Genomic DNA, 11,232 nt, shown 5'->3' on the forward strand with positions numbered 1-11,232 from the left:
GTTCCCTTCGGGTGTGGTCGCGGCCTGGTCAGGCAGCAGAGCCGGCCGACGCGTCGGCGGAGGTCGTGGGGGTGGTGGAGGTCGAGGTCGAGCGGACGAGGGTCACGCCGTCGAGCGGCACCTGGGTGCCGTTGACCGTGATCATGGGGACCGGCCCGGCGAAGGACACGGACTCGGCGACGCCGGTGCGCGCGGTGCCGTCGGCGTCGGCGTAGCCGATCTGCTGGCCGACCATGCCGCCCGCGGCGATGCGCATCTGGAGGCTGAAGCTCTCGCGCGACGTCTCGGCCATCGCGGAGAGCTGCTCCATCGAGGCGAGCTGGGTCGACTGCGCCATCATCTCGGTGGTGTCCATCGGGGACGACGGGTCCTGGTTGCGCAGCTGCGCCACGAGGAGGGCCAGGAAGACCTCCTGGTCCATCTCCTTCTTCGCGGTCGACGTGGTGCCGGTCGCGTGCACGCTCGTGCTCGCGGCCGCGGGTGCCGTCGCGGCACCGGTCATCGGGATGTCCATGGGGTCCTCTCAGACGACGAGGTCGAGGCCGCGCAGGGCGGTCCGGTGGTCGGTGGGGGCGGCGGTGTCGGCGGGGGCGCCGCCCGACCCGGCGGCCGACGGCGTGCCCGGGGCGCGCGAGCCGTCGTGGCGGCCGTCGCCGGGCTGACCGGCCTGACCGGGCGCACCCTGACGGCCCTGGGCCGCGCCGTCCTGGGTGCGCGCGCCGAGCGCGAGGTCGGACGGCAGGCCCGCCGCGACGAGGTCGCGACGCAGGTCCGGCAGCGCCGCGCGGAGCGCGTCACGCGCGGCATCCGTCACGCCGAGCAGCTCGACCCGCACGCCGTCCTTCGCGATGTGGGCGACGACCCGCACGGGTCCGATCGAGTCGGGCTCGACGCGCAGGACCATGACGTGCTCCCCGAGCGGCGCGGTGCGCAGGCTCACCAGGCGCGTGCCGAGCTGGGTCGCGAGCACCGGGACCTCCGCGGGCGCTGTGCGCTGCGTGGGCACGACGTCGGCCGGGCGCCCGGTGGGCGAGGCGGGCGCGGTCGCCGCGGTGGCGGCGGTGGCCACGCCCGGCGCCTCCGCGGTGCCGGACGCGCCGGACGAGGAGGCGGCGGACCCTGCCGGCGCAGCCGACGTCGCGTCGGGTCGGGCGGACTCGGCCGGCGCGTCGGCCGTCGCGGCCGTGGCCGCGGGGTCCGTGGCCGCGGCGACGGCGGGCACGGGCGGTCCGCCCGGCGTCGCAGCCGCCGCTCCGGCGACCGTGGTCACCCCGGTCGGCGTCGCGGCCGGACCCGTGGTCGGCGTCGTCGTGGTCGCCGGGTCGCCCGTCGCGGGCGTCAGCGCGGCGGTCGCCTCGGCGACGGCGAGCGCGGCGTCGAGCGGGTCGGTGCTCGGCGCCGCGCCCGCGGCACCGGCCGCGCCACCCGCGAGCGCCTGCATCGCGGCGAGCACGACCTGCTCGACGGTGAGCGCGACGGGCGTCGCCGCAGCGGCGGCCGGGTCGGTGGTCGCACCGGTCTCCCCGGGCGCCCCCTCGGTCGCGCCACCGGTCGTCGTGCCGGTCGCCGTGCCGTCCGCCGTGCCGGCCAAGGTGCCGGTCGAGGCGCCGGTCGAGCTGCTGGTCGCCGTGCCGGTCGACGTGCCGGACGCGGTGCTGCCCGACGTGCCGTCCGACGCGCCGGTCCCCGCCGCGGTCGCGGGGCGGGACGTGGTGCCGGACGCGGCGTGGTCGTCGCGGCCCGTCGCGCCGGCCGTCGCCGTCGGGCGGGTGTCGGACGCGCCGCGCGTGCGGTCGGCCGTGCTGCGGGCGCGGGCGGCGTCGTCGGCGCGGGCCTGGCGACCGGCGGCGTCGAGCGTCCGCGCGAAGGCGTCGGCATCGGGCGCGTGACGGCGGTCCGCGGCGTCCGGGCGCTCGGCGCGGGGCCGCGACGCGGCCGGGACGGGGAGCGTGCTGACGGTCATCGGGTCTCCTCCACGAGGTCGGCACCGGGCGCGCGGCGGCGCGCGGCCGCCTCGTCCAGCACGAGCTGCTCGAGGCGCAGCTCCTCGGCGACGAGCGCGGCCTGGTGGCGCTCCTCGAGCTTGCGGATCATGAGGGCGCGGGCACGCGCGTCGCTCCACTCGCCGGTCGCGCGGCGCACGCGGAAGTCCACGACGTCGCGCGCGGCGATCGCCTCGGCGAGCATGCCCGTCGCCGCGGCGCGCGCGGCGACGGCCGCCTGCCACGACAGGTCGTCGGCACGCTCGGGCAGGTCGGTGCCCGCGAGCGCACGGGCGGTGGCCTCCTCGCGGCGCTGGGCCGCGGTGAGGGACGCGTTCTCGCGCGCGAGGTGCGCCGCGGCCTGCTCCTCCTGCATGCCGCGCAGGCGCAGCAGGCCGGCGAGGCGGAACGGGGCGGCCATCAGCGGGCTCCCATCTGCTGCACGAGGGCGCCGAGACGCTGCCAGGAGTCGCCGGCCGGGGCCGCCTCGTCCATGGCCTGGCGCAGGAACGCGTCGATGGCGTCGGCGTGCGCGACGGCGGCGTCCACGAGCGGGTTCGAGCCCGCGGCGTACGCGCCGACGTCGATGAGGTCCTGCGCCCGCCGCCGCGCGGCGAGGACCTGGCGCAGCCGGGTCGCGAGCGCCTGCTGGTCCTTGCCGGTCACCCGGCTCGCGACGCGGGACACGGACCCGAGCACGTCGATGCTCGGGAAGTGCCCGGCGACCGCGAGGTCCCGGGTGAGGACGACGTGGCCGTCGAGGATCGAGCGCGCCGCGTCGGCGATGGGCTCGTTGTGGTCGTCGCCGTCCACGAGGACCGTGTAGATGCCGGTCACCGAGCCGCGCTCGTCCGTGCCCGCGCGCTCGAGGAGCTGGGCGAGCAGCGAGAAGGTCGACGGCGGGTAGCCGCGCGTCGCGGGCGGCTCGCCGACCGACAGTCCGATCTCGCGCTGGGCCATGGCGACGCGCGTGAGCGAGTCCATCATGAGGACGACGTCGGCGCCCTCGGCCCGGAAGGACTCCGCGATCCGCGTCGCGACGAAGGCCGCGCGGAGCCGGACCAGCGGCGGCTCGTCCGACGTCGCGACGACGACGACGCTGCGCGCGAGGCCCTCGGGCCCGAGGTCGTCCTCGAGGAACTCGCGGACCTCACGGCCGCGCTCGCCCACGAGCGCGATGACCGAGACCTGCGCCTCCGTGCCGCGGGCGACCATCGAGAGCAGGCTCGACTTGCCGACGCCCGAGCCCGCGAACAGCCCGAGACGCTGACCGCGGCCCGCGGTGACGAGGGTGTCGAGGGCGCGCACGCCGAGTGCGAGCGGCTGGTCGACGCGCGCGCGGCCGAGCGCCGACGGCGCCTGCCCGCTCACGGGCTCCCGCCGCGCGTCCACCAGCGGGCCCTTGCCGTCGACCGGGCGGCCGAGGCCGTCGAGGACGCGGCCGAGGAGGCTCGGGCCGGTGGGCGCGGTGAGGGGGCGGCCGGTGCTGCGCACGGGCATGCCCGTGCGCAGGCCGTGGAGCGGCCCGAGCGGCATGCACCGCAGGGTCCGCTGCGTCACGGCGACGACCTCGGCCGTCGTGGTGCCGTCGATGACGAGCAGGTCGCCGACCGCGCCGCGCAGGCCGGCCACGTCGACCGAGAGGCCGACGACGGCGTCGACGGTGCCGACGGGCTGGGGCGCGGCGACGTCGAGCGCCCGGCGCAGGCGCTCGTCCGCGAGCAGCGCGGTCACGGTGCGACCTCGCCGGACTCGTCGCCGAGGAGCGCGGCGCGGGCGCGGTCGAGCGCGCCGCCGATCTGCGCGTCGAGGAAGCCGGTCGGGTGCTCGCTGATCGCGTCGCCCGGGCCGAGGCGCGGGTCCGCGACGAGCCGCACGCCGTCGGGCACGAGCCCTGGGTGCGCGGCGAGCTCGGCCTCGACGGCCGCGAGGTCGGCGGGGTGCAGGCGGATCGTGTGCACGCCCAGGTCGAGCGGCAGGGCGAGCGCACGCGCGAGCACGCCGCGCGCGGACCGCGGGCCGGGCGCGAGCTCGCCGGCGAGCACGGCCTCGGCGAGCGCGAGCGCGGCCTCGTGGACCGTGCGGCGGGCGTCGTCGAGGACCGGCACGGTGCGCGACGAGGCGGCGACGGCGGCGCGCGCGAGCACCTGGAGCGCGTCCGCGAGGGCGGCCTCGCGTGCGGCCTCGGCGCGCACGGCGGCCTCCTCGTGGCGACGGGCCTGGGCCTCGGCCGCCTCGGCGGCGGCGCGCGCACCCGCCGCCCAGCCGGCCGCGTAGCCGGCCGTGCGGGCGCGCTCGGCCTCGGCCGTGGCGGCCTGCGTGGGGACGGGTGCGAGCGCGACGGCCCGGAAGGCCACGGGCGCGGCGGGTGCCGCGGCGAGGGCGGGCTCAGGCGACATACTCGTCCTCGCCGTCCCGTCGGATGACGATCTGGCCGCTCTCCTCGAGGCGGCGGATCACCTGGACGACGGCGGCGCGCGCGTCCTCGACCATCGAGAGCCGGACCGGGCCGAGCAGCTCGATCTCCTCGGCCAGGTTCTCGGCGGCCCGCTCGGAGAGGTTGCGCAGGATCTTCTCGCGCACCTCGTCGCTGACGCCCTTGAGCGCCGTCGCGAGCGACGCCATCTCCACGCCGCGCATGACGAGCTGGATCGCACGGTCCTCGAGCAGCACGATGTCGCCGAAGACGAACATGCGGCTGCGGACCTCCTCGGCGAGCGCCTGGTCGCGCTCCTCGAGGCCCTCGAGGATGGCCTTCTCGGTCGTCGGGTCCGCGCGGTTGATGATCTCGACGAGCGGCTGGACGCCGCCGACGGCCGAGAGCTCCTGGGGCGTGAGGACGGCGGACGCCTTGCGCTGGAGGCTCTCGGCGACGAGCTGGACGACGTCGGGCGACGCGCGCTCCATGAGCGCGATCCGGTGCGCGACGTCCGCCTGCACCGCGGCCGGCAGGCCCGCCATGATCGCGGACGCGTGCTCGGCGCGCAGGTGCGCGAGGACGAGCGCGACCGTCTGCGGGTGCTCGCCGGTGAGGAGCGACACGACCTGCCGCGCGTCGGCGTACTGGAGGAACTCGAACGGCTGGCCCTGGAGCGACGTCGCGAGGCGCTCGAGCATGCCCGCGGCGCGCTCGCGCCCGACCGACGCCTCGAGGAGCTGCTGCGCGAGCCCGAGCCCGCCGCGGCTCGAGGCCCCGGTGCCCGAGATCGACGCGGCGTGGAACTCCTCGAGCACGCCGTCGGCGACGGACGCGTCGACGCGCTCGAGGCGCGCGATCTCGGCCGTGAGCTCCTCGATCTCGGCGTCGTCGAACTGCGCCATGACGCGCGCGGCCTGCTCCTTGCCGAGCTGGATGAGCATGAGGGCGGCCTTCTGCCGGCCCGTGAGGACCTGGGTCGCCATCACCGGCGTCCGCCCACGAGCCAGCCGCGCAGCACCTCGGCCACCTCGGCCGGCTGGTCGGCCGCGAGGGCCATGACGTCGTCACGCTTCGCCGCGAGCTCGGCCTTGGCCGGGTCCTCGGCGGGCGGGAGGGCGAACGCGGGCGTGGGCGCCGGCTCGATGACCTCGCGCTGGGCGGCCTCGACGAGCTCGATCTGCCCGAGGTCGATCGACTCGCGCCGCGCCTTCTTGCTGCGGCGTGCGCCGAGCACCCCGGCGACGACGAGCAGGAGGAGGACGGCGCCGGCGATCGCGGCCTGCTTGACGAGGTCGGCCTGCTCGGCCGCCTTCTCGTCGGCCTCGGCGGCGGCGAGCGCCTCCTGGGCCGCCTCGGCGGTCGTGGTGTCGAACGCCATCCGCGACACCGAGACGACGTCGCCCCGGGCCGCGTCGATGCCGGCGGCCGCGACGACGGTCTGCTCGAGGTCGGCCATGTCGAGCGCGGCGCCCGCGTCGGCCGAGACGACCACCGAGACCGACTGGCGGCGCACGGCGCCGGGCGTCGAGGTGACCTGCTCGGTGACCTTGTTGACCGTGTTGTTCACGGTCGAGCTCTCCTTGCTGTACGCGCCGGTCGGGTCGTCCTCGGTCGCCGGGACCCCGTCGGGGCCGAGGATGCCGGTCGCGGACTCCGCACCACCCGTGTAGGTCTCGGTGGTCGTCGCCGCGTTGAGCGGCGGGGTCCCCTCGGCGGGCGTGTAGGTCTCGGACGTCCGGGCGAGCTGGTCGTAGTCGAGGTCGGCCGTCACCGTGACGACGGCGTTGCCGACGCCGACGACCCGCTCGAGCATCGACTGCACGTTGCCCGCGACGCGCGCCTCGTACTCGGCCGTCTGGCCGCCCTGCAGCCCGCCGGCCTGGACCCCGCCGACCGCGGAGAGCACCTTGCCGTCCGCGTCGATGACGGCGACGTCGGTCGGGGACATGCCCTCGATGCCGGCCGAGACGAGGTGGACGATCGACTGGACCTTGTCGCTGTCGAGCGTCTGGCCGGCCTGCGTCTTGATGAACACCGACGCGGTCGGGTCCGCGGTCTCGGAGACGAACACCGTCTCCTCGGGGAGCGCGAGGCGGACCGTCGCGGTCTCGACGCCGCTCATCGACCCGATCGTCCGGGCGAGCTCGCCCTCGAGCGCGCGCTGGTAGGTGACCTGCTGCTGGAACTCGGACGACGTCATGCCCATGTCGTCGAGCAGCGAGTAGCCCGCGCCGTCGGACGCCGTCGGCAGCCCGGCGGCCGCGACCGCGAGGCGCATGGGGTAGACCTCGTCGGCGGGCACGAGGACGGTCGAGCCGCCGTCGGTGAGCTCGTACGCGACGCCCTCGGTGTCGAGCTGGTCGACGATCGCGCTCGCGTCGCTCGCGGCGAGGCCCGTGAAGAGCGGCGTCATCGTGGGGCGGCTCAGCCAGGTCGAGAGCGCGAACGCGCCGAGGACGAGCACGGCGACGCCGATGAGGGTGAGCGTGCGCTGGGCGAGGCTGAACTCGCGCACGGTGGTCTGGAGGCGGCCGACGAGGCCGGTGATCTGGGCGGGCATCAGGCCTGCATCCTCATGATCTCGCTGAAGGCCTCGACGGCCTTGTTCCGGAGGGCGGCGGTGAGCTCGAGCGCGACGGACGCCTGCGTCGAGGCGATGGTGTAGTCGTGCACGTCGTCGAGGTCACCGGTGACGGCGGCCACGCCGAGCGCCTTCGACGTCGACTGCATCGCCTGGAGCTGGTCGATGGAGCCGGTGAGCGTCGCGCCGAAGACGGCGCCGCTGCCGGGGACGCCCGGGACGCCGGCGGCACCCGCGGCGCCGCCGAGCCCGGTCGTGGGGGACAGCGCGCCGAGCAGGCCCGCGGGGGTCATGCCCCCGATCGCCTCGATGCTCATCAGCCACGTCCGATCTGCAGCGCTGCGGTGTAGGTCTCCTTGGCCCGGTCGACCACCGCGGCGTTCGCCTGGTAGCCGCGCTGGGCCATGATCAGCTGGGTCATCTGGCTCGACATGTCGATGTCGGGGTAGCGCACGTAGCCCTCGTCGTCCGCGAGCGGGTTGCCGGGCTCGTAGACCATGCGGCCCTCGGCGCTGCCGAACTCGACGCCCTTGACGCGCACGCCACCGTCGCCGCTCTCGATGGACTGGGCGACGACGTACCGGGCCCGGAAGGCCTCCTCGTCGGTGCCGCGCACGGTGTTGAGGTTCGCGAGGTTGTCGCTGATGGCGTCGAGCCACGTGCGGTAGGTGGTCATGCCGCTGCCGGCGACGCCGATCGCCCCGAAGATGCTCATCAGCGCGTCCCCATCGCCGTGCGGAGCTTCGAGAAGGTGCCGTCGACGGCCCGCGTCGCGAGCTGGTAGCGCAGGTTCGTCTCGATGTTCGACAGCGTCTCGGTGTCGAGGTTGACGTTGTTGCCGTCGAGGCGCGTCGCGTCGAGCGAGCGCGACCGCGTGGGGGTGACCGCGCCGGAGCCGTCGCCGACCGCCTGGCGCAGGGCGTCCTCGAAGGACACGCGCCCGGCGCGGAAGCCCGGGGTCTGGATGTTCGCGACGTTGTCGGCGATGACGCGCTGCCGCAGGGACAGCCCGTCGAGCGCGCTGTTCATCGCGACGTAGGACACGGAGTCGAACACAGCCGGTGCCACCTCAAGGTTCGAGGGGGAAGAGCGGCCGATCCATGGCCTGCGGGGTGAGCGATCCGTGCTCAGGGGGGTGATCGGCCGTCCGGGCGAGGGTGTGAGGACTTCGGTCCCGCGTCTTCGCAGGTCATCCGCGCGTCACCCGCGCGGTCGATGCCGTACCGCACCGATCCGGCCTCATCCGGACATCACCGCGCCGCGGCCGTCTCGCGCCCCGGACTCCGGCCCGACGTCGCCTCACCGCACCGGACGCGCCCTCGACCGCACCGTGCAGCGCCGAGTTCTGGAACGGATCCCGCGCGCGGGTGGCGGTTCTGGTTCCAGAACCACCGGCGGGTGGGCGGCGGGGCCGGGCGGCGTCGCCGTCGGGTGGGTGGGTGGTCAGGCGGGGGTGTCGAGGTAGACCGGGACCGACGGCGGCGCCTGGCGCAGCGCCTGCGCAGCGCGGCTGTGCCGGCGGCTCAGCTCGGCGGCCTCGGCGAGCCGGCGGCCCACCTCGATCTGGCGGTCCAGCAGGGTGCGCGCGCGGTCGACGAGCGGCGCGGGCAGCGGCCCGAGCCCGGCAGGCGGCGCCCAGGGGTCGCGCGGCGGCGCGTCGGCGATGTGGTCGAGCGTGAGCATCGCCTCGGCGGCCGCGACGTCGAGCTCGAGCTCGGCGAGCGCGGACTCCCACGCGGCGTCCCAGCGGGGCGTCGTGGCCGGCGCGGTCGCGGTGGTCACGGCGTCAGCCCACGCCCAGCTCGCCGAACGCGGCCGAGCCCGAGGCGGCGAACGCCGTCGACGGCGCGCGCGCCGGCTCGAGGGTCGCGCCGAGCTGGTCCGCGGCCTGGTGCCACGCGTCAGCGAGCGGCTCGACGAGCGCGCGGCACGCGGCCGTGCGCTCGGGGTCGCCCGCGACGTTCGCCGAGACGAGCTCGGTGAGCAGGAAGGTGTAGATCGAGAGGAGCCGCGGCGCACCGTCCCACGCGGAGACGTCGAGCGTCGAGGCGAGCTCGCCGACGATGTCCTGGGCGTGGGTCAGGTGCGGGCCCGCGGCGCCCCGGTTGCCCGCGCGCTGCTCGGCCTCGGCCCGCGTGAGGTCGAGGACGAGGCGGTCGTAGAGCATCGTCAGGAGCTTGGCCGGGCTCGCCGTGGCGACCGTGTCGTCCACGTAGCGCGTCCGCACGGCGGCGTAGTTCGCGGTGTAGGTCATGGCTGCCTCGTCACGAGCTCGTGGGGAGGGAGCCGAGCTGGCCGGCGAGCCAGCTCGACTGGGAGTTGAGGTTGGAGAGGGTGACCTCGAGAGCCGAGTAGGTGCGCTGGAGCGAGGCGCGACGCACCTCGAGGCGGCGGTCCCAGTCCTCGATCTGCGAGCCCATCGTCTTGACCAGGCCCTCCTGGCTCTGGATCTTGAGCGTGAGGCTGCCCTCGTACTTGTCCGAGATGCTGGTCGCGGCCTCCTCGACGCGGGCCGCGATCGCGCTGACCATCGACTGGACCTTGGCCGGGTCGGCCGCCAGCGCGGCGGTGAACTTCGCCTCGTCGAACGTGAAGGTGCCGTCGCGGCCGACGATGATCCCGACCTCGACCGGCGAGCGGCCGTCGACGGGCAGCGCCATCGCGGACGAGAGCTGCTGCTGGATGCCGCGCACGGCGCTGTCGGCGCTGAAGAGGCCGCCCGTGACCGTCGTCCTGCCGTCCGTGCCGGTCTTGGTCGTGGTCGCCGACTTCGAGCTGATCTCCTGCAGGACGACGCCCATCGCCCCCACGAGGCCCGACGCGAGCTTCTTCAGCGCGGCGTCGTCCTGCGCGACGGTGATGGTCACGGGGTCGTCGTCGACGCCGGTGACCTTCGAGACGGTGACGTCGACGCCGGTGAGGAGGCCGCTGAAGGTGTTCGAGGACTGCGTGAAGCCCTCCTCGAACGCGGTGCCCTTCCACAGCGTCACGACGGCGTCCTGCGCGGTGCGCACGTCCGCCTCCACGAGCGAGGGACCGGTGTCCCCGGTGCCGGCGAAGACCTCGAACGTCCCGTCCGTGCCGGTCTTCGTGCCGGTGAACTGGAGGCGGTACTGAGGGTCCGTACCGCCCGAGATCCGCACGACGGTGGCCTTGACGCCCGCGTCGGCCGAGTCGTTCACGGCCTTGGCGATGTCGGCCAGGCTGCCGGTGGTCGGCTGGACGGTGACGAGCGTGCCGTCGTTCTTCTTGATCGTCACGGCGGGCGGGATGGTCGGGACGAGGCTCTTGTCGTCGAGGGTCGCCCTGCTGACGCTCACCTGGGCCGCGGCGACGGCGTCGACGTGGAAGGTCACGGTGCCCGGCTGCGCGGTGCTGCCCGCGGTGGCCTTCGCACCCTCCGACGAGCTCGTCGCGGTGTACGCCTGCCAGGACGCCGGCTTGGCCGCGGTCTTCCCGGCCTCCGCGAGCGACGCGATGCGGCTGTTCAGCCCCTGGAGCCCGGAGACGAACGACTGCGTCTGCGTCTGCTTGCTCTTGAGCAGGGTCTGGGGCATGGCCTCGACCTGCATGAGCTGGTTGATGAGGTCCGTGGTGTTGAGGCCGCTCACGAGGCCGTCGATGCCGAACGAGGCCATCGGTCGTCACCTTTCGTGGTCGGGTCAGCGGGGTGGTGCGGCCCGGTCGGCGGCGGGTGGTCCGCCGCCGACCGGGTTGGTGCGGGTCGTGCGGGTCGTGCGGGTGGTGCTGCGATCAGCGCAGGAGCGACAGGACGCCCTGGGGGATCTGGTTGGCCTGCGCGAGCATCGACGTGCCGGCCTGCGACAGGATCTGCGCACGCGTGAACGAGACCATCTCCGAGGCCATGTCCGTGTCACGGATCCGGCTCTCCGACGCGGACAGGTTCTCCACCGCGACGTTGATGTTCTTGATCGTGTGCTCGAACCGGTTCTGGTAGGCACCGAGCTGCGCACGGGCCGTCGAGACGTTGCCGATCTGCACGTCGATCGTGGAGACCGCGGCCTGGGCCGACGCGTGCGATGCGAAGCTGATGGCCGAGAGCCCGGCGGCGACGGCCGAGACGTTCGCGCTCGCCAGCGACACCGCGATCGTGTCGCTGGTGGTCGAGCCCGCGCCCACCTGGAAGTTGAGCGTGGCGACCGAGCCGTCGAGCAGCTTGGTCCCGTTGAAGTTGGTCGACGTGCCGATGCGGCCCAGCTCCGCCACCAGGCTGTCCGCCTCGGTGTCGA

14 protein-coding genes are annotated in these 11,232 nt (G+C 75.2%); all 14 read right to left on the reverse strand.

The features are described 5' to 3' along the window. Nucleotides 1–28 precede the first annotated feature (28 nt). Nucleotides 29–514, reverse strand: coding sequence for a flagellar hook assembly protein FlgD (locus tag JIG38_RS04710; RefSeq protein ID WP_233404415.1), 486 nt, complete (start codon nucleotides 512–514; stop codon nucleotides 29–31). A 9-nt stretch (nucleotides 515–523) separates the two neighbouring features. Next, nucleotides 524–1,963, reverse strand: coding sequence for a flagellar hook-length control protein FliK (locus tag JIG38_RS04715; RefSeq protein ID WP_199422586.1), 1,440 nt, complete (start codon nucleotides 1,961–1,963; stop codon nucleotides 524–526). Further along, complete coding sequence (locus JIG38_RS04720; protein WP_199422587.1) at nucleotides 1,960–2,403, reverse strand: flagellar export protein FliJ; 444 nt, start codon at nucleotides 2,401–2,403, stop codon at nucleotides 1,960–1,962. The genes JIG38_RS04715 and JIG38_RS04720 overlap by 4 nt, the downstream gene beginning before the upstream one ends. Continuing rightward, nucleotides 2,403–3,716 carry a FliI/YscN family ATPase gene (locus JIG38_RS04725; RefSeq protein ID WP_199422588.1) on the reverse strand — a complete coding sequence of 438 codons (1,314 nt, stop codon included), beginning with the start codon at nucleotides 3,714–3,716 and terminating at the stop codon, nucleotides 2,403–2,405. Before JIG38_RS04725 ends, JIG38_RS04720 begins: the two co-directional genes overlap by 1 nt. After that, nucleotides 3,713–4,381 carry a FliH/SctL family protein gene (locus JIG38_RS04730; RefSeq protein WP_199422589.1) on the reverse strand — a complete coding sequence of 223 codons (669 nt, stop codon included), beginning with the start codon at nucleotides 4,379–4,381 and terminating at the stop codon, nucleotides 3,713–3,715. The genes JIG38_RS04725 and JIG38_RS04730 overlap by 4 nt, the downstream gene beginning before the upstream one ends. After that, nucleotides 4,371–5,384, reverse strand: a complete 1,014-nt coding sequence (gene fliG / locus JIG38_RS04735; RefSeq protein WP_199422590.1) for a flagellar motor switch protein FliG — start codon at nucleotides 5,382–5,384, stop codon at nucleotides 4,371–4,373. The genes JIG38_RS04730 and fliG overlap by 11 nt, the downstream gene beginning before the upstream one ends. After that, nucleotides 5,384–6,961 (reverse strand): flagellar basal-body MS-ring/collar protein FliF, encoded by a 1,578-nt coding sequence (fliF, locus tag JIG38_RS04740; RefSeq protein ID WP_199422591.1) that lies wholly within the window; start codon nucleotides 6,959–6,961, stop codon nucleotides 5,384–5,386. The genes fliG and fliF overlap by 1 nt, the downstream gene beginning before the upstream one ends. Next, nucleotides 6,961–7,299, reverse strand: a complete 339-nt coding sequence (gene fliE / locus JIG38_RS04745) for a flagellar hook-basal body complex protein FliE (protein ID WP_199422592.1) — start codon at nucleotides 7,297–7,299, stop codon at nucleotides 6,961–6,963. Before fliE ends, fliF begins: the two co-directional genes overlap by 1 nt. Continuing rightward, entirely contained in the window at nucleotides 7,299–7,697 is a 399-nt protein-coding gene (gene flgC, locus JIG38_RS04750; RefSeq protein WP_199422593.1) for a flagellar basal body rod protein FlgC, read from the reverse strand. Before flgC ends, fliE begins: the two co-directional genes overlap by 1 nt. Next, complete coding sequence (gene flgB, locus JIG38_RS04755) at nucleotides 7,697–8,038, reverse strand: flagellar basal body rod protein FlgB (protein WP_199422631.1); 342 nt, start codon at nucleotides 8,036–8,038, stop codon at nucleotides 7,697–7,699. Before flgB ends, flgC begins: the two co-directional genes overlap by 1 nt. Before the next feature lie 387 nt (nucleotides 8,039–8,425). After that, nucleotides 8,426–8,764, reverse strand: coding sequence for a hypothetical protein (locus JIG38_RS04760; RefSeq protein WP_199422594.1), 339 nt, complete (start codon nucleotides 8,762–8,764; stop codon nucleotides 8,426–8,428). A gap of 4 nt (nucleotides 8,765–8,768) precedes the next feature. Continuing rightward, nucleotides 8,769–9,236 (reverse strand): flagellar export chaperone FliS, encoded by a 468-nt coding sequence (gene fliS / locus JIG38_RS04765; protein WP_199422595.1) that lies wholly within the window; start codon nucleotides 9,234–9,236, stop codon nucleotides 8,769–8,771. A 10-nt stretch (nucleotides 9,237–9,246) separates the two neighbouring features. Then, on the reverse strand, nucleotides 9,247–10,620 hold the full coding sequence (gene fliD, locus JIG38_RS04770) for a flagellar filament capping protein FliD (RefSeq protein WP_199422596.1): 1,374 nt from the start codon (nucleotides 10,618–10,620) through the stop codon (nucleotides 9,247–9,249). A 115-nt stretch (nucleotides 10,621–10,735) separates the two neighbouring features. Beyond that, on the reverse strand, nucleotides 10,736–11,232 hold a 497-nt coding region (locus JIG38_RS04775), incomplete at its 5' end, for a flagellin (RefSeq protein WP_267907602.1).

Origin of the sequence: Actinotalea solisilvae (genome assembly GCF_016464425.1) — a bacterium.
Classification (GTDB): domain Bacteria; phylum Actinomycetota; class Actinomycetes; order Actinomycetales; family Cellulomonadaceae; genus Actinotalea; species Actinotalea solisilvae.

Bases quoted from the DNA above. Each gene is read 5' to 3' on its own strand.
- fliG (WP_199422590.1), bottom strand. From the start codon at position 5,384: ATGGCGACCCAGGTCCTCACGGGCCGGCAGAAGGCCGCCCTCATGCTC.
- fliD (WP_199422596.1), bottom strand. From the start codon at position 10,620: ATGGCCTCGTTCGGCATCGACGGCCTCGTGAGCGGCCTCAACACCACG.
- fliF (WP_199422591.1), bottom strand. From the start codon at position 6,961: ATGCCCGCCCAGATCACCGGCCTCGTCGGCCGCCTCCAGACCACCGTG.
- JIG38_RS04720 (WP_199422587.1), bottom strand. From the start codon at position 2,403: ATGGCCGCCCCGTTCCGCCTCGCCGGCCTGCTGCGCCTGCGCGGCATG.
- fliS (WP_199422595.1), bottom strand. From the start codon at position 9,236: ATGACCTACACCGCGAACTACGCCGCCGTGCGGACGCGCTACGTGGAC.
- JIG38_RS04715 (WP_199422586.1), bottom strand. From the start codon at position 1,963: ATGACCGTCAGCACGCTCCCCGTCCCGGCCGCGTCGCGGCCCCGCGCC.
- JIG38_RS04730 (WP_199422589.1), bottom strand. From the start codon at position 4,381: ATGTCGCCTGAGCCCGCCCTCGCCGCGGCACCCGCCGCGCCCGTGGCC.
- fliE (WP_199422592.1), bottom strand. From the start codon at position 7,299: ATGAGCATCGAGGCGATCGGGGGCATGACCCCCGCGGGCCTGCTCGGC.
- flgC (WP_199422593.1), bottom strand. From the start codon at position 7,697: ATGAGCATCTTCGGGGCGATCGGCGTCGCCGGCAGCGGCATGACCACC.
- JIG38_RS04710 (WP_233404415.1), bottom strand. From the start codon at position 514: ATGGACATCCCGATGACCGGTGCCGCGACGGCACCCGCGGCCGCGAGC.